Source organism: Caulobacter sp. GW821-FHT09B08, from assembly GCF_059418225.1.
Map to the genome: position 1 here is coordinate 154678 of NZ_JBWKPL010000006.1, position 24134 is coordinate 178811.

The 24134-nt window shown below is 68.4% G+C and carries 19 protein-coding genes; 8 read left to right on the forward strand and 11 right to left on the reverse strand.

The annotated features are described in order from the left end of the window. Positions 1-237 precede the first annotated feature (237 nt). Positions 238-885, forward strand: a complete 648-nt coding sequence (locus AC07OA_RS17685) for a hypothetical protein (protein ID WP_494665125.1) — start codon at positions 238-240, stop codon at positions 883-885. A 217-nt stretch (positions 886-1102) separates the two neighbouring features. Here the strand turns inward: AC07OA_RS17685 and AC07OA_RS17690 are convergent, their stop codons facing one another. Then, positions 1103-1834 (reverse strand): TlyA family RNA methyltransferase, encoded by a 732-nt coding sequence (locus AC07OA_RS17690; protein ID WP_494665126.1) that lies wholly within the window; start codon positions 1832-1834, stop codon positions 1103-1105. 99 nt (positions 1835-1933) lie between these two features. On the opposite strand from AC07OA_RS17690, the gene AC07OA_RS17695 reads away from it, so the two are divergent. Continuing rightward, positions 1934-3433, forward strand: a complete 1500-nt coding sequence (locus AC07OA_RS17695; RefSeq protein WP_494665127.1) for an amidase — start codon at positions 1934-1936, stop codon at positions 3431-3433. Positions 3434-3438: 5 nt separating this feature from the next. Here AC07OA_RS17695 and AC07OA_RS17700 read toward each other — a convergent pair whose 3' ends face one another. Next, the gene (locus tag AC07OA_RS17700) at positions 3439-3801 is read right to left on the reverse strand and encodes an iron chaperone (protein ID WP_494665128.1); all 363 of its coding nucleotides are present in this window, start codon (positions 3799-3801) and stop codon (positions 3439-3441) included. A 31-nt stretch (positions 3802-3832) separates the two neighbouring features. Next, on the reverse strand, positions 3833-5608 hold the full coding sequence (locus AC07OA_RS17705) for a class I adenylate-forming enzyme family protein (RefSeq protein ID WP_494665129.1): 1776 nt from the start codon (positions 5606-5608) through the stop codon (positions 3833-3835). Positions 5609-5823: 215 nt separating this feature from the next. On the opposite strand from AC07OA_RS17705, the gene AC07OA_RS17710 reads away from it, so the two are divergent. Both AC07OA_RS17710 and AC07OA_RS17715 read left to right on the forward strand, forming a co-directional pair. Then, on the forward strand, positions 5824-7044 hold the full coding sequence (locus AC07OA_RS17710; protein ID WP_494665130.1) for a serine hydrolase domain-containing protein: 1221 nt from the start codon (positions 5824-5826) through the stop codon (positions 7042-7044). A 129-nt stretch (positions 7045-7173) separates the two neighbouring features. Beyond that, positions 7174-7503 (forward strand): hypothetical protein, encoded by a 330-nt coding sequence (locus AC07OA_RS17715; RefSeq protein ID WP_494665131.1) that lies wholly within the window; start codon positions 7174-7176, stop codon positions 7501-7503. A 49-nt stretch (positions 7504-7552) separates the two neighbouring features. Here the strand turns inward: AC07OA_RS17715 and AC07OA_RS17720 are convergent, their stop codons facing one another. The 4 genes from AC07OA_RS17720 to AC07OA_RS17735 form a co-directional block, all read right to left on the reverse strand. Continuing rightward, complete coding sequence (locus AC07OA_RS17720) at positions 7553-10276, reverse strand: valine--tRNA ligase (RefSeq protein ID WP_494665132.1); 2724 nt, start codon at positions 10274-10276, stop codon at positions 7553-7555. 149 nt (positions 10277-10425) lie between these two features. Continuing rightward, positions 10426-10959 (reverse strand): pole-organizing protein PopZ, encoded by a 534-nt coding sequence (gene popZ / locus AC07OA_RS17725; RefSeq protein WP_494665133.1) that lies wholly within the window; start codon positions 10957-10959, stop codon positions 10426-10428. Positions 10960-11076: 117 nt separating this feature from the next. Next, complete coding sequence (locus AC07OA_RS17730) at positions 11077-12582, reverse strand: TolC family outer membrane protein (RefSeq protein ID WP_494665134.1); 1506 nt, start codon at positions 12580-12582, stop codon at positions 11077-11079. Between the two features lie 140 nt (positions 12583-12722). Beyond that, positions 12723-13295 (reverse strand): protein-L-isoaspartate O-methyltransferase family protein, encoded by a 573-nt coding sequence (locus AC07OA_RS17735; RefSeq protein WP_494665135.1) that lies wholly within the window; start codon positions 13293-13295, stop codon positions 12723-12725. A gap of 169 nt (positions 13296-13464) precedes the next feature. Between AC07OA_RS17735 and AC07OA_RS17740 the strand changes: the two genes are divergently transcribed. Beyond that, positions 13465-13899: a CAP domain-containing protein gene (locus AC07OA_RS17740; protein WP_494665136.1), complete on the forward strand. Its 435-nt coding sequence runs from the start codon at positions 13465-13467 to the stop codon at positions 13897-13899. Then, the gene (locus AC07OA_RS17745; RefSeq protein WP_494665137.1) at positions 13900-14049 is read left to right on the forward strand and encodes a hypothetical protein; all 150 of its coding nucleotides are present in this window, start codon (positions 13900-13902) and stop codon (positions 14047-14049) included. A gap of 4 nt (positions 14050-14053) precedes the next feature. Here AC07OA_RS17745 and AC07OA_RS17750 read toward each other — a convergent pair whose 3' ends face one another. Further along, positions 14054-15433 (reverse strand): DUF6880 family protein, encoded by a 1380-nt coding sequence (locus AC07OA_RS17750; RefSeq protein WP_494665138.1) that lies wholly within the window; start codon positions 15431-15433, stop codon positions 14054-14056. Between the two features lie 221 nt (positions 15434-15654). On the opposite strand from AC07OA_RS17750, the gene AC07OA_RS17755 reads away from it, so the two are divergent. Then, positions 15655-16050: a hypothetical protein gene (locus AC07OA_RS17755; protein WP_494665139.1), complete on the forward strand. Its 396-nt coding sequence runs from the start codon at positions 15655-15657 to the stop codon at positions 16048-16050. A gap of 4 nt (positions 16051-16054) precedes the next feature. On the opposite strand, the gene AC07OA_RS17760 is transcribed toward AC07OA_RS17755, so the two are convergent. The 3 genes from AC07OA_RS17760 to AC07OA_RS17770 all read right to left on the reverse strand — a co-directional run bounded on the left by AC07OA_RS17760 (position 16055) and on the right by AC07OA_RS17770 (position 22414). Continuing rightward, a complete protein-coding gene (locus AC07OA_RS17760) occupies positions 16055-17569 on the reverse strand; it encodes a tryptophan halogenase family protein (RefSeq protein WP_494665140.1) in 1515 nt (504 codons plus the stop codon). 8 nt (positions 17570-17577) lie between these two features. Continuing rightward, positions 17578-19104: a tryptophan halogenase family protein gene (locus AC07OA_RS17765; RefSeq protein ID WP_494665141.1), complete on the reverse strand. Its 1527-nt coding sequence runs from the start codon at positions 19102-19104 to the stop codon at positions 17578-17580. Positions 19105-19348: 244 nt separating this feature from the next. Continuing rightward, on the reverse strand, positions 19349-22414 hold the full coding sequence (locus tag AC07OA_RS17770; protein WP_494665327.1) for a TonB-dependent receptor: 3066 nt from the start codon (positions 22412-22414) through the stop codon (positions 19349-19351). A 695-nt stretch (positions 22415-23109) separates the two neighbouring features. Here AC07OA_RS17770 and AC07OA_RS17775 point away from each other — a divergent pair. After that, the gene (locus AC07OA_RS17775; RefSeq protein WP_494665142.1) at positions 23110-24132 is read left to right on the forward strand and encodes a LacI family DNA-binding transcriptional regulator; all 1023 of its coding nucleotides are present in this window, start codon (positions 23110-23112) and stop codon (positions 24130-24132) included. Positions 24133-24134: the final 2 nt, after the last annotated feature.

Genomic DNA, 24134 nt, shown 5'->3' on the forward strand with positions numbered 1-24134 from the left:
CGGAACCTTGGCCGGTTCCGCGCTTTTGCACTATGTTTTCGGGCGCGCTCTTGCCGCCGCCACGCCAGCGCCATGATGGCCGCCGACAAGCTTTCGTGACGCTCATAGCGCATTCCGGTGCGCCGCGGGTGAACGAAGATGAACGGGTCGCTCAACAGCCGTTCATGAAGACCTTGGCAGTTTGCAGCGGTAAGGCGGGTCCTGCGTGATCGCCGGACCTGTTCGAGGGAGTTTTCGATGATGTTCAAGACCGTTCTCGGCCTCGCCGCCGCGGCCACCCTGGCCGGCGCCCTGGCCCCGACGATGGCCGCGGCCCAGGCCTACGGCGCCTATGGCAACGCCGGCGCCTACAACGGCGGCGGCGCGTACGACAACAACGGCTACTACTATGATCCCTGCCGCCGCAGCACCACGCAGCGCGGCACGGGCGGCGGCCTGGCCGGCGCCGGCATCGGCGCGGCCATCGGCAGCGGCGTGGCCGCCAAGGGCGCCCGCACCGAAGGCGCCGTGCTGGGCGGCCTGCTGGGCGCGGTGATCGGCAGCAATGTCGGCAAGAACTCGGCCGCCTGCACCCCGGGCGCCAATCCGCCGCCTCCCCCTCCGCCGGCCTACAACCAGGGCGCCTACAACGCCCCAGACGACCGCTACGGCTATGACGACCCCTATTATCGCGACACCCGTTATGGCGACTCCCGCTATGGCGACCGGCGCGACGGCTACACCTACGAGTCCGAGCGCTCCTACAGCGTGACCGACACGGCCCGGGCCGACGCCAGCGGCTGCACCCTGGCCGAAAGCCCGATCTATCTGCCCGACGGCCGCACCCAGAAGCGCTTCGTGCGCGTCTGCCCCGACGCCCAGGGCCGCTACCAGGTCGTCGACTAGACCTTCCCGTTTCTCATTCGATCTGTCTTGGGCCGCCGGCGTTCGCGCCGGCGGCCTTTTTCTTGGCGTCATCCCCAACGCCGCTCATCCCGGCGAATGCCGGGACCCAGATGGAATGGCTTTGGGCCTGACGCCATAAGCTCCGAGCCCTTCCAATCAGCCACACAGCTATGGGATCTGGGTCCCGGCATTCGCCGGGATGAGCGGATAAAAGAGGCTAGCCCTTCGTGGCCCAGAGCAGGTGCTCCTCCTGCCCGTCGCCGCCGGTGATCGGGCTGGGCGCGACGGCCTTCACCGTCCAGCCGGCGGCCTCGACGAAGGCTCGGACAGAGGCGATGCAGTCGGCGATGATCTCGGGATCCTTGACCAGCCCGCCCTTGCCCACCCGGTCGCGGCCGGCCTCGAACTGCGGCTTGATCAGGCTGACCAGGTCCGCGCCCGGCGCGGCCAGCTCCAGCGCGACCGGCAGGCACTTCTCGACCGAGATGAAGCTGACGTCGCTGACCACCAGTTGCGGCGCCTCATCCAGATAGTCGTCGTCCAGCGCCCGCGCGTCGACGCCGGAGAGGTCGACGACGCGCGGATCGCCCGCGATCTTAGGGTGAAGCTGCTCGCGGCCCACGTCGACGGCGTAGACCTTGGCCGCGCCCTTCGACAGCAGCACCTCGGTGAAGCCGCCAGTCGAGGCGCCGACGTCCAGGGCGATCTTTGCCTCGACCGCGATGGGCCACAGCTCCAGGGCGTGGGCCAGCTTCAGGGCCCCGCGTCCCACCCAGGGGAAGGCCGCCACGCCCTCCAGCACGGCGGTCTCCTCGATCTCCTGGGAGGGCTTGGTCACCACCTTGCCGTCGGCCTTCACCGCGCCGGCCTCGATGGCGGCGCGGGCCTTGGCCCGGCTGTCGAACAGGCCGGTCTCGACCAGCAGGATGTCTGCGCGCTTGCGTGTCATCGGAGGCCCTTAGCACGCTTGCGGAGCGCGCGCCTTCCGGTTCACAGTGATCACCGTTCACCGACGCGCTCGAGACGTCGGACCACGAGGGGAATGCTCATGATGTCCAACCGTCGCGACCTGATGGCCACCGCCGCCGCGCTCGCCGCCGCCCCGGCCGCGCAAGCCCAGGCCAAGCCCGCCGCCGCCAAGCCCTGGGCGCCCGACGCCGTCGAGATCGCCGGCCGCATTCGCCGCAAGGAGGTCAGCGCCCTGGAGGTCACCGAAAAGGCCGTGCGCGACGCCGAGGCCCTGCAGCCCAAGCTGGGCTTCCTGGTCACCCCCGACTTCGACCGCGCCATCGACAAGGCCAAGAAACTGGACGCCGGGACCGCCAGCGCGACCGGTCCGTTCGCCGGCGTGCCGTTCCTGGTCAAGGACCTGGACGACTATATCGGCCTGCCCACCTTCAGCGGCTCGCGGGCCATGCTAAGCAACCCGCCGGCCAAGACCCAGGAGGCCTATACCGACTGCTTCGACAAGGCCGGGCTGATCGTGATCGGCAAGTCGTCGACGCCGGAATACGGCTTCCTGCCCACCACCGAGCCGGTGGGCTTCCCGCCCACCCGCAACCCGTGGAACCCGGCCCATTCCAGCGGCGGTTCGTCGGGCGGCGCCGCGGCGGCCACGGCGGCCGGCGTCGTGCCCTTCGCCCACGCCAGCGACGGCGGCGGCTCGATCCGCATCCCCTCGTCCAACTGCGGCCTGTTCGGCCTGAAGCCCTCGCGCGGCCGGATGGTCCCGGGCCGTCCGGTCCGGCGGGGCGTGGACCTGTCGGTGGCCCATTGCGTCAGCCACAGCGTCCGCGACAGCGCCGCCATGTTCGCCGCCACCGAGCGCACCGGCGCCGACCAGGTCTATCCGCCCATCGGCCTGGTCAGCGGTCCCGACAAGAAGCGGCTGCGCGTCGGCCTGGTGGTCGAGACCATGCTGGGCGCCCAGCCCCATCCCGAGGTGCGCGCCGCCGCCGAGAACGCCGCCAAGCTGATGCAGTCGCTGGGCCATACGGTCTCGCCGACGAAGTGGCCGGTCGACGGTCCCGCCTTCGGCCAGAACTTCCTGGCCATCTGGGCCAGCGGCGCGGCCGAACTGGTCGAGGCCGTCGGCAAGGCCATGGGCCGCCAGCCCGACGACACCGTGCTGGAGCCCTTCACCCTGGCCATGGCCGAACTGGTCAAGCAGCTGCCGCCCGGCGGCCTGCAGAAGGCGGTGGCCGACCTCAACGCGGCGGGCCAGGCCTATGACCGCTGGTTCGAGAATTTCGACGTGATCATCTCGCCCGTCCTGGGCCTGCCGCCCGCCCCGCTGGGCTGGGTGTCGGGCACGGTGGACATCCCCACCCTGACCGAGCGCCTCAACGCCTATGTGGGCTACACCACCCTGCACAACGTGGCCGGGGCGGCGTCGATGAGCGTGCCGCTGCACTGGACCGCCGACGGCCTGCCGGTGGGCGTGCAGTTCGCGGGCCGGGCCGGCGCCGAGAAGACGCTGCTGCAACTGGCCTACGAGCTGGAAGCGGCCCAGCCCTGGGCGCAGCGCAAGCCGTCGGTCAGCGTCTAGCCCGCTCAGCCCGTCGCTTCGTTCCTGGCGCGTACGTCCCGCAGGATGTCGCGCACCAGGTCGAAGTCGATGGCGGCGGGCTTGCGATAGCGGATGCAGCCCTTGCCGCAGTCGATGCCGGCCAGCCGGTCGGCGAACCGGGTCACGGCCGTCTCGCCGGCATAGAAGGCGACGTACTGCTTCTGATTGTTGAAGCAGATCACAGGCGCGCCGGGCGGACCGTAGCCCGGCATGCCGTAGGTCATGCCCTCGGGCCAGCCGGCCAGCTCCTCGCGGCAGAGGTCGCGCAGGCGTTCCAGGGCGGGCCGGCGGTCGTCGCCGACCTCGGTCATGAAGGCGTCGACGCTCGAAGCTTTCGACTGGACCATCGCCGCCTCCCGCTGGGGGGCGAGGGGCGGGTTACCCCTCGACGAACACCTTCTTCAGCTCGTTCTTCATGATCTTGCCATTGGCGTTGCGAGGCAAGGTCTCGGGCCAGAAGATCACCTTCACCGGCACCTTGAAGGCCGCCAGGCGGTCGGCGACGAAGGCGCGCAGTTCAGCCTCGGAGGCCTCCGCGCCCGGTTTGAGGGTGACGACGGCCGCCGGCTCCTCGCCCAGGGTCTTGTGCTCGATCCCGACCAGGGCCGCGTCCATCACGGCCGGGTGCTCGTACAGCAGGTTCTCGACCTCGATGCAGTAGATGTTCTCGCCGCCCCGGATCAGCATGTCCTTGGCCCGGTCGATGATGTAGCAGAAGCCTTCCTCGTCGAGGCGCGCCAGGTCGCCGGTGCGCACCCAGCCGTCGATGAAGGTTTGGGCGGTGGCTTCCGGCTTGTTCCAGTAGCCCTTCACCACCTGCGGGCCCTTGCACCACAGCTCGCCCACCTCGCCGGTCGGCAGCTCGCGATACGGGGCCTCCAGGGTCATGATCTTCAGGTCGGTGACCGGCACGGCCGGGCCACAGCTGTCGGGGCGGTTCTCGTAGTCTTCCGCCGAGTTCGAGGTAGCCGTGGCCGAGGTCTCGGTCATGCCCCAGCCGTTGCCGGGCGAGGACTTGGGCCACAGTTCCTTGATCTTGCGCACCAGTTCGGGCGCCGAGGGCGCGCCGCCATAGGCCACGGTGTCCAGCGACGACAGGTCGTATTCGCCGCGACGCGGATGCTCGATGATCTGCCAGGCGATGGTCGGCACCCCGCCCATCTGGGTCAGCTTTTCGTCCTGGATCAGCTGCATGGCCTTTTCCGGGTCCCACTTGCGGATCATGGCCAGCTTGGCGCCGGCGAACAGCGAGGGGTTCATCACCGCGAAGCAGCCGGTGGCGTGGAAGAACGGCACCGAGATCAGCGATCCCTTCTGCGGCAGGCTGGGATCGGGCTGGGGCGGGGCCTCGCCGCGACGCAGGAAGCCGCGGGCGCTGGCGGCGGCCGAGGCGAAGATGTTGCTGTTGACCGCGCGATGCGTGGCCAGGGCGCCCTTGGGCTTACCGGTGGTGCCCGAGGTGTAGAAGATCGTCGCATCGTCTTCCGGGCCCAGGGCGATCGCCGACAGCGGCTGCTCGTCCAGCTTGATCCAGTCGTTGGGGCAGCCGATCACCGTCTCCATCCGCTTCACGTACGGATGGGCGATCTCCTCCTTGGAGCGGCTGACATAGACCAGCTTCAGCTCGGGGCAGTTGTCGAAATGCTCGTGCAGGCGCTCGAAGCGCTCGACGTCCATGATCGCCACCGAGGCGCCGCTGTCGATCAGGCCGTATTCCAGCTCCTGGCCGGTCCACCAGGCGTTCAGCGGGGTCAGGATCGCGCCGATCGACAGGCCCGCATAGAAGGCCACCGGCCATTCGGGCAGGTTGCGCATGATCAGGGCGACCCGGTCGCCCTTCTTGACGCCCTGGGCGGCCAGCTCGGCGGCGAACACGGTGACGGCGCGGTAGAAGGCCTCAAAGCTGACCCGCTCGTCCTCGTGGACCAGATAGATCTTCTCGCCGTGGGTGCGGCCCATCATCAGGGTTTCGCGCAGGGTGGGCGGGCAGTTCTTCCAGACCCGGGTCGGAACGCCCCGGATCTCGATCTCCTCCATCTCGCCGGGCGAGCCGGGAGCGGTGATCATGGCGTAGGCCTGTTTCACCGACATGGCGGGCCACGGAATGGCGGGGGCGGTCGGCGCGGCTGTGGGGGCGGTCGCGGCCTGGGTCATCGTTACTCTCCCGGTGCTTCTGGTCGCGCTTCGCTGAACGAGCGCGTTCGGACCTGAGAAAGCACAGGCCGAAGCGGGATGCAAACGTCTGTTCGAACGTAAGGGAACATTGATAAGTTAGAAGGCGATTTTGTCGGGTGACGTAGGGTGAGTTTCACCCCTGGCTCCTCGCCCCGACCTCGCCTAAGTCAGGACGGGTGAGTAGGAGTCGTCGCATGCGTTCGTGGATCTTAGGCCTCGCGGCCGCCGCCGGCCTGGCCTTGGCGACGCCCGCGCCGCCCGCCTTCGCCCAGCCCGCGACCATCGCCTACGCCCCCGACGCGGCCCTGGCGGCCAAGCTGGACGCCGCCCTCGACCGCGCCGTCGCCGAGCGCCGGCTGGTGGGCGCGGTGGTGCTGGTGGCCCGGGACGGCAAGGTCGTCTACCGCCGCGCCGCCGGCCTGGCCGACCGCGAGGCGAACCGACCGATGACGCAGGACGCGATCTTCCGCTTCTCGTCGGTGACCAAGCCGTTCGTCTCGGCCGCCGCCCTGAAGCTGGTCCAGGACGGGGTGATCGGCCTGGACGACCCGGTCACCCGCTGGCTGCCGGACTTCAAGCCGAAGCTGGCCGACGGAACCACGCCCGTCATCACCCTGCGCCAGCTTCTCACCCACACCAGCGGCCTGACCTACGGCCTCTCCGAAGGGCCGTCGCACGCCTATCACCGGCTGGGCGTGTCGGACGGCATCGACCTGTCGGGCCTGACCCTGGACCAGAATCTGGAGCGCCTGGCCCAGGCGCCCCTCGCCTACCCGCCCGGCACGGCCTGGCGCTACTCCCTCGGCGTCGACGTGCTCGGCGCGGTGCTGGAGAAGGCGACCGGCAAGCCCCTGCCCCAGGTAGTGGCCGAGACCGTGACAGGGCCGCTGGGCCTGGCCGACACCGGCTTCGTGGCCAAGGACCCCGCCCGCCTGACCGGGGCCTATCTGAACGCCCAGCCAGCGCCCACGCGCATGACCGACAACCAGCAGGTCGGCAATCTCCGCTACGCCCCCAGCCGCGCGCTGGACCCGACCGCCTTCCCGTCCGGCGGCGCGGGCATGGTCGGAACGGCGGGCGACGTCCTGGCCTTCCTGGAGGCGATCCGCGCGGGCGGCGGCCCGATCCTGGCGCCGGCCACCGTGGCCGAGATGACCAAGGACCAGGTCGGCGTGCAGGCCGCCACCCAGGGCCCCGGCTGGGGCTTCGGCTATGGCTGGGCGGTGCTGGACGATCCGGCGGCCGGCAAGACGCCCCAGGGCGCGGGAACCCTGGCCTGGGGTGGGGTCTATGGCCACAACTGGTTCGTCGATCCCAGGAACGGCCTGACCGTGGTGATCATGACCAACACCGCGTTCGAGGGCATGAACGGCCAGATCACCCGCGAGGTCCGCGACGCGGTCTACGGACGTTGAGTCGAGGCCGCTGAGCGAACGCGGTTCGGATCGCGACCCATTTCGACCGCATCGGCGTCGCGCCGAGGCCCCATTGCTGACCCAGCGTAACGCGATCTCGCGAGACATCGCGTAAACAAGGGAATTCGCATGCGTTCGTTTCTGACCGTCTCCGCCGCCGCCCTGACGCTGGCCGTCGCCGCCCCCGCCCTTGCTCAAACCGCCGCCCCGGCCGCGCCCGCACCGGCCGCCGCCCCTGCCCCCGTGGCCGCCGGCCAGGACGTGAAGGACAGCACCGGCGCGGTCATCGGCTCGGTCGCCGAGGTCAAGGCCGACGCCAGCGGCAAGACGCTGGCCACCATCAAGATGGACGACAAGACCTTCGCGGTGGACGTCGCCATGCTGGCCGTCCGCGACGGCGCGGTCCTGATCAACGCCAGCAAGGCCGAACTCGAGGGCATGCTGGGCGTGAAGAAGTAGTCGAGCCCACCGTTGGGGACACACGCATGCGTGTGTCCCCAGCCGAGGATCACCCCACTGCCTGAAGCCGCGCGAGCGCCGCTTCCAGCTTGGCCTTCGCGGCTTCCGCCTCGGCCAGGCGCTCGCGGTTCTCTTCGACCACCTCTTCCTTGGCGCGAGCCAGGAAGTCGGGGTTGCCGAGCTTCTTGCCGACCTTCTCGATCTCGCCGACGTGGCCGGCGATTTCCTTGGTCAGGCGGGCCTTCTCGGCCGTCAGGTCGATGAACTCGGCGATGGCCAGGGCGCCGGTCGCCTCGCCCAGCACGATCGGCACCGAACCCGCCGGGGCCGTTTCGGCCTCGCGGGCGCTGTCCAGGCGGGCCAGGGTCAGCAGCAGGTCGCGGTGACGGGCCAGACGGGCCTTGGTCTCCGCGCCCGCGCCGATCACCGACAGCGGCGGCTTGGCCGACGGCGGCACGTTCATCTCGGCGCGGATCGAGCGGATCTCGCCGACCGTGTCGACCAGCCAGCCGATCTCGGCCTCGGCCTCGGCGTCGATCCAGGCTTCCGGCAGCTCGGGCCACTGCTCGACGATCAGCATGCCGGCGCGCGGCGCGCCGAACTCGGCGGTCTTGTCCCACAGCTCCTCGGTGATGAACGGCATCACCGGGTGCAGGAGCTTGAGGATCACGTCCAGCACCCAGGCGGCCGTGGCGCGGGTCTCGGCCTTGGCCTCGGCGTCGTCGCCGTTGAGGATCGGCTTGGCCAGCTCCAGGTACCAGTCGCAGAAGACGTTCCAGATGAACTTGTAGAGGGCGTCGGCGGCCACGTCGAACGACGGAGCCTCCAGCGCCGCCGTCACCTTGGCGGCCGTCTTGACGACCTCGCCGCGGATCCAGCGGTTGACCGGCTGGGTCACGGTCGAGGGATCGAAGCCCTCGACGCGGACGCACTCGTTCATCTGGGCGAAGCGCGAGGCGTTCCACAGCTTGGTGCCGAAGTTGCGATAGCCCTCGATGCGCTGCTTGCTGAGCTTGATGTCGCGCGCCTGGCCCGACATGGCGGTCATGGTGAAGCGCACCGCGTCGCAGCCCAGCTCGTCGATCAGGACCAGCGGGTCCATCACGTTGCCCTTGGACTTGCTCATCTTGGCGCCCTTCTCGTCACGGACGAGGGCGTTGATGAACACCTGCTTGAACGGGACTTCGCCCATGAAGTGGATGCCCATCATCATCATCCGGGCCACCCAGAAGAAGATGATGTCGAAGCCGGTGACCAGGGTGCTGGTCGGATAGAACTGCGCCAAATCCTCGGTCTTCTCGGGCCAGCCCAAGGTCGAGAACGGCCACAGGGCCGAGCTGAACCAGGTGTCCAGCACGTCCTCGTCGCGCTTCAGGATCGGGGCCTCGTCGCCATAGTGCAGGATGGCGGCGGCCAGGGCCTCTTCCTCGGTCTCCTCGACGAAGATGTGGCCGTCCTCGCCGAACCAGGCGGGGATGCGGTGGCCCCACCACAGCTGGCGCGAGACGCACCAGGGCTCGATGTTGCGCAGCCACTCGAAGTAGGTCTTTTCCCAGTGGCGGGGTTCGAAGACGGTCGCGCCCTCTTCCACCGCCTTCAGGGCCGGCTGGGCCAGGGTCTTGGCGTCGACGTACCACTGGTCGGTCAGATAGGGCTCGATGACCACGCCCGAACGGTCGCCGTGCGGGACCATGTGCTTGGTCTTCTCGATCTCGCGCAGCCAGCCGTCTTCCTCGGCCTTGGCGACAATGGCCTTGCGGGCCACGAAGCGGTCCATCCCCTGGTACTCGGCCGGGACGGCGTCGTTCAGGCGGGCTTCCGGCGTCAGGATGTTGATCGCCGGCAGGCCGTGGCGCTTGCCCACGCCGAAGTCGTTGAAGTCATGGGCCGGGGTGATCTTGACCGCGCCCGAGCCCTTGGTCGGGTCGGCGTAGTCGTCGGCGACGATCGGGATACGGCGGCCGACGATCGGCAGCACGACCTCCTTGCCGACTAGGTCCTTGTAGCGCTCGTCCGACGGATGGACGGCCACGGCGGTGTCGCCCAGCATCGTCTCCGGACGCGTGGTGGCCACGACGATGAAGTCGCGGGTCTCGAACTCGGTAGCCTTGCCGTCCTCGTCGAACGCGACCGGATATTGGAAGGTTACGCCATCGGCCAGCGGATAGGCGAAGTGCCAATAGGCGCCGTCGACCTCCTTCTGCTCGACCTCGAGGTCGGAGATGGCGGTCTGGAACTGCGGGTCCCAGTTGACCAGGCGCTTGTCGCGATAAAGCAGGTTCTGCTTGTAGAGCTGGACGAACACCTTGCGGACGGCGGCCGACAGGCCCTCGTCCAGGGTGAAGCGCTCGCGCGACCAGTCGCAGCTGGCGCCCAGGCGGCGCAGCTGGTTGGTGATGGTCCCGCCGCTCTCGGCCTTCCATTCCCAGACCTTCTCGACGAAGGCTTCGCGGCCCATGTCGCGGCGGCCGATGTTGCCGGCGGCCGCCAGCTGGCGCTCGACGACCATCTGGGTGGCGATGCCGGCGTGGTCCGTGCCCGGCAGCCACAGGGTCGACTTGCCCCGCATGCGGTGGAAGCGCGTCAGCACGTCCTGCAGCGTGTTGTTCAGCGCGTGGCCGATGTGCAGGCTGCCCGTCACGTTCGGCGGCGGGATGACGATGGTGAACGCCTCGGCGCCCGGCGCTTCGCTGGGCTTGAAGGCCCCGGAGGCCTCCCAGGCGGCGTAGAGGCGCGGTTCGACGGATTTGGGATCGAAGGTCTTTTCAAGCATGGCGCGGTGGATATGCCATCTGCGGCCGTCGGACGAAACCTCGGGCCTCGGTTCATGTGGGTTTTAGGACGGAAAAAGGCGGCCGCCGGAGCGACCGCCTTCGAATTTTCCGCCCGTCACTCGCCCTGAGGCGAGAGGTCGGTCGTGGATCAGCCGCGACCGCGGGCGATGCGGTGTACTTCTTCCTCGACCTTGGACTCGACGATGCGCGGCAGGTTCTGGTCCAGCCACTCCTTGAGCAGCGGGCGCATCAGTTCGCGCACGACATCCTCGAGGGTGCGGCCGTCCTTGGGCATCAGCAGGGCCGAGCTCAGGCTGCCGAAGGCGCTGGCGGCCAGGCCCGAGGCGTGATCGCCGACCAGGTTGTCGGCCACTTCGTCGCGCGAGAACACCGGCGTGGGGGCCGGTTCGGGCGGCGGAGGCGGCGGCGGCGCGGGTTCCGGCTCGGGCTCGGGCGAATAGACGTCGATGTCGCCCATGGTCTCGACCGGCGCGGGCGGGTCGATCGGATCGGTCAGCTCCAGGACGTCGTCCTCGACCGGCTCCGGCTCGGGAGCGGGCGGAGGCGGTTCCGGTTCGGGAGCCGCAGCGGCCTCCGCCGGCGCGTCATCTTCCGAGATGATGCGTCGGATGGAGGCGAGGATCTCCTCCATCGTCGGTTCTTGGGAGGTCTGGTCGGACATGTGCGGGCCGTCTCGAAGGGGTACGAATCCTGGTGCGCCTCAAACGGGCGCATGGGCCGATGGTGCAGACTTGCGCGGCTTAAGCAAGCTCAAGCATCGCAAGCGCGCCAATTCGCCCTATTTGCCGCGGGTCTCGGAGCCGCCCTGGACGGCCGTCGACGGGCCGCCGACCTTGTCGATCACGCGGATCGCCGGCTCCCACGGCACCCAGCCGAACGCGTGGTTGACCTTGTCGTACGACTTGACCGGGTCGTAGCGCTCGACGTCGGGGGCCAGGTTGGCGACGTTCAGCACGCCCATGGCCTGCAGGACGCTGGCGCTGGCCACGTATTCGTCGCGGCGGGCCACCACCAGGGCGACCTCGGCGTTGGCCAGTTCCAGCTGGGCGTTCAGCACGTCCAGCGTGGTGCGCAGGCCCACCTGCTGCTCCTGGCGCACGCCCTCGAAGGCGATCTTGGTGGCGCGGACCTGCTCTTCGTTCGAGACCAGGTTGGCGCGCGAGGCCAGCAAGTTGTTCCAGGCGGTGGAGATCTGCTGCAGGGCCGAGCGCTTGGCGCCCTCGACCGCGATGCGGGCGGCGTTCTCGCGCTCCTTGGCGGCGCGCACCTGCGAAGCGGTCAGGCCGCCGGTGAACAAGGGGATCGAAGCGGTTACCGAACCGCTGGCCGCGCGACTAAAGTCGTTGAACTGCTCGCCAACGCCATTGATCCGGCTGGCGTCCAGGTCGTAGCCCGCACGGGCGGCCACCGTAGGACGATAAGCGGCCTTAGCCTGAGCCACGCGAGCCGCAGCGGCCTGCTCGGCATAGCGGGCGGCCTGAATCTGCGGGTTGTTCCTGTCGACCAGGTCGAAAGCCTGTTCGACACTGGTCGGCAGCAGGGCCGCCAGCGACGGCTCGGGCGTCAGGTCAGTGGGGTTCTGGCCGACCACGGCGGCGTAGGACGCGCGGCTGGCGGCCAGGATCGCCTGGGCCGACGACTGGCTGGCGCGGGCCGAGGCCAGGCGGGCCTCCGACTGGGCCACGTCGGTGCGGGTGATCTCGCCGACCTCGAAGCGGGCGTTGGATTCCTCGAGCTGACGGCTCAGGACCGTGACGTTCTCCTGGGCGATGCGCAGGCGTTCCTGGTCGCGGCGAACGTCGACATAGGCCTGGATGACATTGCCCAGCACCGACTGCTCGACGCTGCGCAGGTCCTCTCGACCGGCCAGCACATCGGCCTCGGCGGCAGTCAAGCTGGCGGACGCACGACCGCCGGTATAGAGCGGCTGAGCAAGAGCCAGACCGGCACCGCTGCCGCTACGCTCATCGGTGTTGCGATAGCTCGTGACCAGTTGGCCGTTGACGATAGTCGTGCCCGTAGAGACGGGATCGGCTAGGTGCGTCTTCGAGCCGGTCACGTCCACAGTACCGTTCAAGGTTGGACGGAACGCCGTCTTGGCCTGGACCACGCCCTCGTCGGTGACGCGCTGGCTGGCGCGCTGGGCCTGCAGCGTGGGGTTGGTCTGATAGGCCAGGGCCAGGGCGTCGGTCAGGGTCTCGGCGCTGGCGACCGAAGCCGCCCCCGCCATCAGGCCCATGCTGCAAGCGGCGGCCAACAATGCGGCGCGACGGCTGTTCGACATCAACTTCATCCCCACGAAACCCTGGCCAGACACACGCGGCGGCCGCCTTCTATATCATCGGCTGTAAGGCGAGAGGCCATAGGCCGCTAGTTAAGCTTTTTTCACGCAGACGTTGCGGATCGGTTTCCGGACCGTATCGATCAGAAGGCGAAGCCCGGCTCGACCGCGAAGCCGGCCAGCAGCGGCGGCGTGGCGTCGAACACGGCGCGACGGCCCACGCCGTCCTCGGCATGGACGTAGATCGCGGCCCGGCCCACGGGGCCTTCGCGCTCGATGACGGCCAGGCGGCCGCCGACGGCCAGGGCCTTGGTCCAGCTGGCCGGAGCGCGCGGCACCGCGCCTTCGCAGATGATCACGTCGTAGTTCGCGCCGGGCACGGCGGTCAGGTCGTCGCCGTCCAGGCGGGTGACCGAAAGGCCCATGGTCTCCAGCACGGCCGCCGCATAGGGGGCGGCGATGGCCAAGGCCTTGTCGCCCTCGCGCGGACGCAGGTGCTGCAGCAGCTTGCCCACGTCGCGCGGGCGCAGCAGCCAGCGGCCGGGGGCGTATTCGACGTCGGCGTCGGCATAGGCCAGATAGCCCTTGCCGGCCGGCACGAGGGTCTCGCGCGGCACGACGCGCAGGGCGTCCTGCAGGGGCAGGTCGGTGACGTCGGCCGTGCGGATCTGGCTTTCGACCATGTTCAGGCGCGCGGCGGCGAAATCGGAGCTCATGGATTCCCTCGAAGGGCTAGACTTTCAGCCCGCTTATAGGTCCGCCGCTCGTCTCTAGGCAATCGAGGCTTTTCGCCGATTGTCCGGGCGCGACATTCGGCCCGCCTCCCCGCCCCGCCCGCGCATGCTAGAGGCGATGTGGGGCGTCCGATTCTGGGAGAGCGCGTACATGCTCTTTTTCCGCCGCGAGACCTGTCTCGCGACGCTGGCCGGCCTGGCCTGCTTCGCCGTCGCCCCCGCCGCCCTCGCCGGTTCGCTGGACGAAGCCGTGCTGGCCGAAATGAACTACGCCCGCGCCCATCCGGCCGAATACGCCCGCGAACTGCGGCGCGATCCCAGCGTCGACGACTTCGGCGACCGCGCGGCGCTGGAGGAGGCCATCGACTTTCTGGAGCGCCAGCAGCCCCTGGCCCCGCTGCAAGGCGACCGGCGCATCGCCGCCGCCGCCCGCGAACACGCCCGGTCCCAGGCCGGCAGCGGCGCTGTGGGTCACGGCGCGGCCGGCGGCCTCGGCCGCAGGCTGCGCGAGAACGGCGTCTGGGCGGGCCTGTCCGCCGAGAACATCAGCTACGGCTCCGGCACGGCCACCAATGTCGTGCGCTAGTTGATCATCGACAGCGGCGTGCCCAACCGCGGCCACCGCCTGAACATCTTCAGCCGCGCCTACCAGCTGGCCGGCGTCTCGTGCGGGCCGCATCCGCAATACGACGTGGTGTGCGTGATCGACTTCGCGGGGGCGCTGGCTCAGCGCTGAGGGGTCACCAGCGCCGGAACCCGGCGACGCGGGCGGCGAAGGCGTCGGCGTCCTCGTGGCCCTGCCAGTCGGCGATGGCCGGGGCCAGGGAGGCGGCTTCCAGCAGTTGGCGTTGGGCGTCCTTGTAGCGGGTGGTGCGGGCGTAGCGGGCCGTGTCGAGGATCATCGCCCGCAGCAGTAAAGTGCCGGCCAGCGGATGGCGGCCTTCCAGGGCCCGGGCGGCGGGCTCCAGCAGCTCGGGACGGTCGCCGTCCAGGTCGGCCCAGCGGCGCAGCACCAGCCGCGCGGCGCGATCCCAGGCGGGCCAGGCGATCAGGAAGCCCAGGGCCGCGTGCACATCGTGGAAGTCCTCGGCGTGGGCCAGGGCCCTGTCCTCGGCCTCGACATCGTCGAAGTCGGCCAGGCGCCTAAGGTGGTCGCGCAGGCGCTCGACCGACAGGCCGCGCTCGAAACTGGTCCAGCGCATCTCCTGGGCCAGATCCCCCTGCCCGCGCGCCTCCAGCACCTCGATATAGGCGTCCTCCCAGTCCAGGGCGCCGGGGCCTGGCGCGGTGGGGCGACCCAGCACCGCCCCCACCAGCTGGGTGAACGAACCTGGCGTCGAGCGGTCCAGCGCCGCCAGGGCCTCGTCGAAGCGCCCCGCCGCCGTCAGCCGTCGGGCGATCTGGGCGCCGATGGGCGGCAGCACGGCCTGGGAGTCGGTGAACTGGGCGATATAGCCGTCGACGTCGCCTTGCGCGTCGGCCAGCACCTGGACGGCGGCCTTCAGGGCGCCGCTGACCCGCTTCTGCGAGGCCATGGTTGTCTCGACCTGCGCCCGCAACACGGCCACGCCCTGGACGCCCAGCGCCGGCAGGGCGTTGCGCAGCACGCGCGGCCCCAGGCCCGCCCGGCCATGGACCAAGAGGTCCAGAAGCTGGTCGCCCAAGGCGCGCGGGTCCGGCAGGGCCGTGGCCGCGACGGCCGTCACGTCGTCGACCGCCGCGTCGAACACCGCCTCGATCTCGCCCTTGGCGTCGGCGGTGCGGTGGAAGACCCCCTCGGCCAGGCCCAGGAAGCGCAGCAGGGTCGGCAGGGCCAGGGTCGGGTCCAGCTCGGCCAGGCGCCCGGCGATCAGCGCGCGCTGCATGTCCAGCTCGCGCACGAACTCCTTGTGCTTGCGCCAGTGGATGCGGGCGCGGCTGTCGGCGACGGCGTCGATGCGCTTGGCCAGTTCGGCGGCCAGGTCCTCGGGACCGATCTCGCCGGCCAGTTCCAGGCGCAGGCGGCGCTTGATCTGGGCGTGGCCCTCGGCGACGTCGATCAGCAGCTGCGCCAGCCGCTCGGCGCCCAGGGCCGCCAGGTTGGCCGTCGTCAGGGTCTTCTTCGAGCCCGTACGCTTCACCGTCGCCAGCGGAATTCTCCCATCGCCCCTCGCGCCCCGGATCGCACGAGTCGCCGATCTCTAGCACGCCCGTACAAGCCCGCCGCGCGTTCGGCGCCTAAAATCCATCCCGTCGCGCCCGCTTGAGCGGCGAACGACAAACGCCCGTGGTTTCAAGGCGCTCCACGCGGAACACGCGGCGGCGGCCCGTGTTGAGTCCGGGTCTGAAGGATGGATCGGCGATGGCCAGGGGTTGGACCGGATCGAGCGTGGCGGCCGTCGTCTTGGCGGCGGCGTCCGTGGCCACGCCGGCCCTGGCCCAGACCTGCCGCGCCCCGGCCCCCGCGGCCGGCCAGACTGTCACCGGACCCGTGCTGCACGTGGTCGACGGAACCACCCTCTGCGTCGCCCAAGGCCCCACGCCCGACCAGTGGATTCCACTGCGGATTTCCCCTGCCCCGACGGTGCTGCCCGCCGACCGCGAGCGGCTGATGGCGGCGGCCTTCTCCCGGTCCCTGACCTGCCAGATCGTAGGCGGCGGCGCGGTGAAGGTCGCGACTTGCACCGTCGGCGGCCTGCCGCTGGACGCCGTGCTGGCCCAGCCGGCGACGGTCACCCAGGCCAAGGCCTGGCGTTAGCCCCTCAAGCCGAACGCTTGATCGGCTCGGCCGGGCAGTAGGTGCGCAGGAATTCTTCGTGGCTGGGCAAGGTGGCCACGAAATTGGCCAGCATGGGCGCGGACTTGTCCATCAGGTTCATGATCACGCTCAGCGGAATGCGATCGACCAGCTGCTGGTAACGCTCGGGCCGGATGCCCATACCCTCCATCACCGACTGCCAGCTGGGCGCGCGGAACATGTCGTCGACGCCGTCGCGCAGCACACCGCTGGCCTTGAACAGGGCCAGGCGATCCTTGAGCGTCTGGGGCGCATCCACCTTCTGGTAGTCACGCCAGAAGGCGGTGTCGTCGCGCCGGGTGGTCACATAGTGCAGGACGATGAAGTCGCGGATTTCCTCGTAGTCGGCGACCATGCGGCGGTTGTACTCGGCCGCCAGGGTCTGGTCGGCGTCCATGTCGGGCATGAAGCGCAGCAGATAGTCCATGCCCCGGTAGATCAGGTGCAGGGCCGTGGACTCCAGCGGCTCGATGAAGCCGCAGGACAGGCCGATGGACACCACGTTCTTGACCCAGGGGCGCTCGCGCACCCCGGTCTTGAACGGGATCACCGCAGGACCCAGCACCACCTCGCCCTGAACCTGCTTGAGCAGGGTGGCGATGGCCTCGTCGTCGCTGAGGTACTTGCTGGCGAAGACATAGCCGTTGCCGGCACGGTGCTGCAGCGGGATGCGCCAGCGCCAGCCGAAGTCCTGGGCCTGGACCAGGGTGTAGGGATGGGGAGCGCCGACGTTCTCGGTCTGGCAGGCGATGGCCCGGTCGCACAGCAGCACGTCCGACCAGTCGCGATAGGGCTCGTTCAGGGTCTTGCCGATCAGCAGGGCGCGGAAGCCCGAGCAGTCGATGAAGAAGTCGCCCTCCACCTCGCGGCCGTCCTTCATGATCACCTTCTGGACGCCGCCGTCCGGGCGCGTGACAACGTCGGTGACGATGCCCTCGGTGCGCTTGACGCCCCGGGCCTCGGCGAACTTGCGTAGGTACAGGGCCACCAGCCGCGCATCCACGTGCAGGGCGTAGTTGCCCCGGGAGATGATGGTGTTCTGGGCCAGGGACGGCAGCATGAACTTGCCGGTGTCGGCCATCACCGAGGTGGGGGCGAAGTCCTGCAGGCCTGACGGATGCCCGTTCTGCTTGGCGCGCAGCCAGCACTGGTAGAACTCGTTGACCTCCAGCGGCCCGCCGATCTCGCCGAACGGGTGGTAGTAGGCGTCGCCCTTCTCCAGCCAGTTCTCGAACCGGATGCCCAGCTTGAAGGCGGCCTGGGTTTCCTGAATGAATTCACGCTCGTCGATGCCCAGGGTGCGGATCAGCGAGAGGAACGGCGGAATGGTGGACTCGCCCACCCCGATCGTGCCGATCTCTTCGGACTCGACCAGTTCGACCTGCGTCGGTCCCTTCTGGAAATAGTGGCTGAGCATGGCCGCGCAGATCCAGCCGGCCGAGCCGCCGCCGACGATGACGATCTTGTTGAGGTGAGCCATGAGGGGTCCTACTCGGCCGCGACCGGCTGGGGCCGGGCGTACTGTTCGATGAATTCGCCGTGGGTGCGGGCGGCCGCCACCGTCTCGGCCACGGACTTGCGCATTTCGGCCAGGGCGGCCGACAACTGGCCGGCGTCGACGCCGTCGACGCTGACATCGTACGTCTCCGGTAGCATGTCGAAACCGGCATAGATGGCCAGCCAGCTGGGTTGGGAGAACATCTCCCAGCGATAGCGGATGAAGTGACCCTGGGCGCGCCACAGGTCCATCTTCTTCTGGAGGGTGTCGGGGACCGACATCTCCCGGCAATGCGTCCAGAAGCCGGTGGGATCGTCGGGCCGTTGGTTGAGCTTGTAGTGCAGGATGATGAAGTCGCGCACGCGCTCCATCTCCAGGCGCGACATCTCGTTGAACTCGTCGACGATCAGCGGGTCGAAGTCGCGGTTGGGGAACAGCTGCTTGATCTTCTCGATGCCCGTCTCGATCAGGGCGATGCTGGTGCTTTCCAGCGGCTCCAGGAAGCCGGACGCCAGGCCCAGGGCGATGCAGTTCTTGTTCCAGGCCTTCAGGCGGCGGCCGGGCTTGAAGCCGATCTTGCGGGGCTCGTGCAGCAGGCGCTCGTCAAGCGACCCGGTCAGCACCTTGCGGGCGTCCTCCTCGGAGGTGTGGCGGCTGGAATAGACGTAGCCGTTGCCGTAGCGGTGCTGCAGCGGAATCCGCCACTGCCAGCCGGCCGGGCGGGCGGTGACGTCGGTATAGGGCGGCGGCGCGCCCTTCCCCTCGCTCTGCACGGCCAAAGCGCTGTCGCACAGCAGCCACTGGCTCCAGTCCTCGTAGCCGGTGTGCAGGGCCTCTTCGATCAGAAGGCCGCGGAAGCCCGAGCAGTCGATGAAGAGATCGCCGCAAACCGTTGTCCCGCTGTCGAGATCGACCGACTCGATGAAGCCGTCCTCGCCGCGCAGGTTGACGTTGACGATCTTGGCGTCGATGCGCTGGACGCCGTTCTGCTCGGCCACCTGGCGCATCAGCCGGGCGAACAGGCTGGCGTCGAAATGCAGGGCCCAGTCGAACACCGACAGCGACGACGGCGGATTGCGCGAGGGCGTGGTGAACTTGCCGCCCGCCGCCAGGGCCGCGCCCAGCGAATAGTCGCCCAGCGGCGCGGCCTCGCCCAGGGCTCGCAGGCGCATCCAGTAGTGATGAAACGACACGCCCTTCAGGTCCTGGCCGTAAAGGCCGAACGGATGGATGAAAGACGAGCCCGGCTTCAGCCAGTCGTTAAAGCGAATGCCCAGCTTGCAGGTGCCGCCGGTGGCGCGCAGCACGTCGATGTCGGACAGGCCCATGGCCTGGTAGAAACGGCGGATGGTCGGGATCGTGGCCTCGCCCACGCCGATCGTGCCGATCTCGGACGACTCGATCAGGGTGATGTCGATCGGCGCGGCGCCGAAATGATGCTTGAGGCTGGCGGCCGCCATCCAGCCGGCGGTGCCGCCGCCCACGATGACGATGTTCCGGATGCGTCGATCCTGCATGCCTGCTCCCCTTACGCTTACGGGAAGCTCTCGGCGGCTTCCGGCGCGGACGTTCGAACCGCCCGTCTGGCCTTCATGCTAGCCGCCCCGCGAGAAAAAAGAAGCCGCCGTGACAGGGGGTCACAGCGGCCCGCAGGGAGGAGGTAAAGCGTCTTTCGTCGGCGAGCCTTCGAAAGACGCGGGGCAGTCAAAGTCCCCGGGACGCGACCGCCTCAAGTCGAGGCGGTCGCGCTCCGGATCTGGATCACCACTTGGCGCGGATGCCGATGGTGTAGCGGGGTTCGAACTGGTTCTGACCGACGTACTGCGTCTGCCCTTTGGCGAACTTGACGTAGTAGTCCTCGATCTCGCCGGTGACGTTCGAGCCGTTCACGTAGACGACGACGTTGTCGCGCACATTGTAGCTGAGGTTCACGTCCACGAAGCCGGTGGCGTCCTGGAAGATCGGCAGGTTGTCGCCGGAGCTGCCGGTGACGCTGCTCAGGCGGTCGGTACGATAGTTGTAGGCCACGCGGGCCTGGAACTTGTCGTCCTGATACCAGCCGACCAGGTTGTACTGGTACTTGGAGTTGTCGGTGAACGGCAGCTTCTTGCCGTCCAGGCCGAGGCGCGACTCCGAGCTGGGCGAGTAGGTGGCGTTGGCGTCGACACCGAAGTTCGAGAAGAAGCCGCCATCGGTCAGGATGTCGCTGAAGGCCAGCTTGGTGCCGACTTCCAGGCCCTTCACCGAACCGCCGTCGCCCTGGATGGGCTGGCTGACATTGACGGTGCGCGGGGTGCCGTCCTCGTCCTTGAACGTGCCGGTGGTGGTGCCGCCGGTGACGAAGCTGTCGATCTTCAGCTTGAAGACCGAAACGTTCAGCATCGAGGCGCTGCCGAAGTAGTATTCGACCGCGCCGTCGAAGTTGGACGAACGCCACGGATCCAGGTTCGGGTTGCCCGACGAGCTGGCGCCCGTCACGCAGCGACCCGGCTTGGTGCCGCAGTCGGCCGTGGCGATGCTGAGACCGCCGCCGTAGTTGCCCAAATCCAGCGGTTGCATGGTCTTGGAGTAGGCGAAGCGGAACTTCAGGTGGTCGTTGAAGTCGTAGACGGCGTTCAACGACGGCAGCCAGTCGGTGTACTTGCGGCTGCTGACGGTGTCGCCGACGTCCAGGTTGGTGTCGCCGTAGTTCTGGGTGGCGCCCGTCAGGTTCTGCTTCACCAGCAGGTGCGTCTGGATGACGTGCACCCCGATGTTACCCGACAGCTTGCCGATCTCGAAGTTGGCGTCGGCGTAGGCGCTCTGCTCCTTCAGGGTCACGTCGTAGGTCGCGCCCGGGATCTGGTAGCGGACGGCCGCGCCGAACACCTTTTCCTGGAAGGCGGCGACATTGTCGAAGTCCTTCGGATCGACGACCCAGAAGCCCGGGATGCCCTGGGTGATCTTGCCCAGGTCGTCCATCCAGATGACGTTGTTGTAGGCGTCGATCTTGGTCGGACGGTTGACGGTGTAGCCTTGGAAGATCGGCGCGCCGCCGGCCGGGTTCGAGACCATTTCGCCGGCCTGGCACTGGTCCTGGTTCATGACCACGTCGATGGCCTTCCACTGGGCGAAGCAGCCCGCGGCCGGCACCGGCGTGCCGTTGGCCTGGATGGCGCCCGGCGTACCGCCGTAGAACGGCGAGAACAGGTGGAAGGTCTCGACCGCGACCGAGCGGTCGCTCTGGCGAACGCCGGCGTCGATCTTGGTGACGAAGCCCAGGAACTTGTCGTCGAACTTGTAGTGCCCCTCGGCCCGGAACACGTTCATGTCCGAGTCGATCTCGTTGTTGCCTTCCGAGGAGAACGCCGCGATCGCGTAGCTGTCCTTGTTGGCCATGTAGTCCTTGAGCGTCTTGCCCGCGCCCAGACCGCCGACCAGCGGATTGTCGAAGCCGCTCCAAACGGCCTTGTTGCCGCTGATGTCGTAGTGCAGCTGCGGGTTGGCGCCGTACCCGTTCGGGTTCGGGTTCAGGTAGCAGCCGCCGGCGCTGCCGACGACGGCGTTGGTGCGCTGCGAGGCCGGATACTGGGCGCAGATCGCCGCCGGATAGAACGGACCGCGCGTGCGGTCGTCGGCGTTGCGGAACAGGGTGAAGCGACCCGGCGCGTACTGCCAGTTGGAAAGGTCGCCCTGGGCCTGGCCGTTCATGCTGAGACGGTTGCCGTTGGCGCGGATGGCCCGCACTTCACTCGTGAAGTTACCGCCGTTGTCGTACTTCAGTTCCAGGTTGTAGTTCTTGGTCTCCGACTTGCTGGTGCGGTTGACCGAGAAGCTGTTCACCCACCAGGCGTCGATGTCGTACTCGTCGACCGCCAGCCAGGGCTTGCCGTTGCCAGTGCTGACCTGTCCGGTGTTGGTGAAGTCGGTGGGGTCGGTCCACACGCCGTAGGCGCCGCCGTCCCAGCGGTTGGAGATGTTGATGCCCGCGGCGCGGTTGTATTCGTCGAGCTTGGCGTAGAAGCCCTCGGCGACCAGGGTGAAGCCTTCGCCCAGGTCGGCCTCGAACGAGGCGTTCAGACCGATGCGCTTGCGCTCGACTTCGCGGTGGAAGCTCTGGAAGCCGTGCGGCGAGACGAAGTTGTTGGCGGCCGCGCCACCCCAGTCGTTGTTGCCCGACAGGGCGACGGTCTCGGACGTGTTGTTGCCCAGGTTCGAACGGCTCGCGGCCGCCGAGACCAGCAGGCCGACGCGCTCGTTGCGCCAGCTGACCAGGCCGTTGACGACGTAGTCGTTTTCCTTGGTGCGCTCGCCGCGCTGACCTTCGGCGCCACCGGCGATCTGCAGGCCCTGCTCCATCTGGAACGGACGACGGGTGCGCAGGTCGATGGTGCCGGTGATGCCCGACAGGGCGTTGGTCGGGTCGGTCGACTTGTAGACCAGCACCTGGTTCATCAGCTGCGAAGGCACGTCCAGCAGGTTCGGCTGGGCCGAGCCCATGTTGCCGGCGCTGAGGTACTGTTCGCCGTTCAGCAGGGTGATGACCTGGGCCAGACCGCGGATGTTGACGGTCGCGCCTTCACCGGCGTCGCGCTTGATCTGGATGCCGGGAATACGCTGCAGCGAGTCGGCGATGGTGACGTCCGGCAGCTTGCCGATGTCTTCCGACGAGATGGCGTCGACGATCGAGGCCTCGCGGCGCTTCACGTCGACCGAACGCATCTGCGAACCGCGGATGCCGGTGACGATGATTTCCTCGACCTGCGCGGAGTCGTCCTGCGCGGCCTGGGCGTAGGCGCCCGTGGCCAGGGCCATGGACGAGGCGCCCGCCAGCAGCGCCAGGGTCATGCCCCGGGCCAGTGCGGACTTGTTTCGTGGATTGGACAAGATCTTCGCTCCCCAAACGTTTTTATGGCAGTTCACCCCCGCCGGTTTCGACGCGGGCTAGTCTCGATTCCGCTTGGCGCTGATGGGTCCCCGGCCTGCCCGGCGAGCCCGCGTTTCAAGCGAAAATTTCTGGCGACCCTCACGTCCCTCGACGCATGCGCTGGCTCACGCCCTCCCCAGCCGTGATGGCAAGATCGATAAATGTCCCGTTCGTGTCAATCAAAATGTCAACGTTGTCATTTTGCGATGGGAAGCGGCACGAAAGCGAAATCCGAGCGCATGAGCGGGACGGTCCAGCGCCGGAAAATCGGGACTGAAATCCATCTATTTAACTGTTTTTGATGAATAAATACATTGTGTCGACAATGTGTTCGAAATCCATGGTCGAGGACATTTCGGATGACCCCGGGGACTCCAGAACCCGCCAGAGACACATTTTCGAGACAGAAACTTCGATGCGACCCAACGGAATCGTCGAGACTACATGTCCTGAAATGTCCTGAAATGGCTCGAAACTCGGTCACACAGGACAAATTTTTGTCCGCACTCATGACATCGTTGTCGCGCTGGGCTATGGCTGATGGTCACTGGGGAGCGGCGGCCCGCGCGAACGGGCCCTGCGCAGCCGATTTTTCGAATCTGGGTGCGACAAGGTAATGGCGACGATCCACGACGTGGCGCAGCGGGCGGGCGTGTCCCCCAAGACCGTCTCCCGCGTGCTCAACGACCATGAGAGCGTCACCGCCAAGACCCGCGAGCGCGTGCGCAACGCCATGCAGGCGCTGGACTACGAGCCCAACGCCGTGGCCCGGGGCCTGCGCTCGCACGCCGCCCCGGCCGTCGGCATCCTGATGGGCGACCCCAGCGGCGGCTATCAGACCCGTGTCCACCACGCCCTGATGGTGGCCTGCCTGCAGAACGGCCGCCACCTGACCGCCGAGCTGGTCGAGGGCGACATGGTCGACTGGCAGGACCGCATCCGCGCCTTCGTCACCGAGGGCGGCATCCGCGAGATGATCCTGCTGCCGCCGGAATGCGACTTCGCCCCGCTGAAGGCCCTGCTGCGCGAGCACGACGTGCGCTGCGTGCTGATCTCGCCCACCAGCCCCGATTCCCATTCGCCCAGCATCGTCATGGACGACCGCGCCGCCGCCCGCGAAGTGGTCGAGCACCTGTTCAGCCTGGGCCACGAGCGGATCGGCCACATCGCCGGCCACCCGGACCACGCCGCCAGCACCCTGCGCCGCAATGGCTTCAACGAAGCTTACGCCGCCGCCGGCAAGCCGCGTCCCGATCCGGCCCTGATCGTGCCGGGCGACTTCACCTTCAAGGGTGGCCTGGCCGGCGCCCAGGCGCTGCTGGACATGGAAAACCCGCCCACCGCCATCTTCGCGGCCAATGACGACATGGCCGCCGCCACCTGCATGGAAGCCCAGCGGCGCGGCATGAAGCTGCCCGACGACCTGTCGGTGGTGGGCTTCGACGACGCGCCGATCGCGGCGGCCATCTGGCCGTCCCTGACCACGATCCGCCAGCCCTTCGACCAGATGACCCAGCGGGCCATCACCGCCCTCGCCGCCTGGAACGCCAACGAGGCGGCGGGCAAGACGGCGGGCACCATCCTCACCAAGCACAGCCTGGTGATCCGAGAATCCACCGGCCCCGCCAAGGCCGGCTGACG

Coding starts and splice junctions, on each gene's coding strand:
- AC07OA_RS17685 (WP_494665125.1), top strand. CDS start 238: ATGATGTTCAAGACCGTTCTCGGCCTCGCCGCCGCGGCCACCCTGGCC.
- AC07OA_RS17690 (WP_494665126.1), bottom strand. CDS start 1,834: ATGACACGCAAGCGCGCAGACATCCTGCTGGTCGAGACCGGCCTGTTC.
- AC07OA_RS17695 (WP_494665127.1), top strand. CDS start 1,934: ATGATGTCCAACCGTCGCGACCTGATGGCCACCGCCGCCGCGCTCGCC.
- AC07OA_RS17700 (WP_494665128.1), bottom strand. CDS start 3,801: ATGGTCCAGTCGAAAGCTTCGAGCGTCGACGCCTTCATGACCGAGGTC.
- AC07OA_RS17705 (WP_494665129.1), bottom strand. CDS start 5,608: ATGACCCAGGCCGCGACCGCCCCCACAGCCGCGCCGACCGCCCCCGCC.
- AC07OA_RS17710 (WP_494665130.1), top strand. CDS start 5,824: ATGCGTTCGTGGATCTTAGGCCTCGCGGCCGCCGCCGGCCTGGCCTTG.
- AC07OA_RS17715 (WP_494665131.1), top strand. CDS start 7,174: ATGCGTTCGTTTCTGACCGTCTCCGCCGCCGCCCTGACGCTGGCCGTC.
- AC07OA_RS17720 (WP_494665132.1), bottom strand. CDS start 10,276: ATGCTTGAAAAGACCTTCGATCCCAAATCCGTCGAACCGCGCCTCTAC.
- popZ (WP_494665133.1), bottom strand. CDS start 10,959: ATGTCCGACCAGACCTCCCAAGAACCGACGATGGAGGAGATCCTCGCC.
- AC07OA_RS17730 (WP_494665134.1), bottom strand. CDS start 12,582: ATGTCGAACAGCCGTCGCGCCGCATTGTTGGCCGCCGCTTGCAGCATG.
- AC07OA_RS17735 (WP_494665135.1), bottom strand. CDS start 13,295: ATGAGCTCCGATTTCGCCGCCGCGCGCCTGAACATGGTCGAAAGCCAG.
- AC07OA_RS17740 (WP_494665136.1), top strand. CDS start 13,465: ATGCTCTTTTTCCGCCGCGAGACCTGTCTCGCGACGCTGGCCGGCCTG.
- AC07OA_RS17755 (WP_494665139.1), top strand. CDS start 15,655: ATGGCCAGGGGTTGGACCGGATCGAGCGTGGCGGCCGTCGTCTTGGCG.
- AC07OA_RS17760 (WP_494665140.1), bottom strand. CDS start 17,569: ATGGCTCACCTCAACAAGATCGTCATCGTCGGCGGCGGCTCGGCCGGC.
- AC07OA_RS17765 (WP_494665141.1), bottom strand. CDS start 19,104: ATGCAGGATCGACGCATCCGGAACATCGTCATCGTGGGCGGCGGCACC.
- AC07OA_RS17770 (WP_494665327.1), bottom strand. CDS start 22,414: ATGACCCTGGCGCTGCTGGCGGGCGCCTCGTCCATGGCCCTGGCCACG.
- AC07OA_RS17775 (WP_494665142.1), top strand. CDS start 23,110: ATGGCGACGATCCACGACGTGGCGCAGCGGGCGGGCGTGTCCCCCAAG.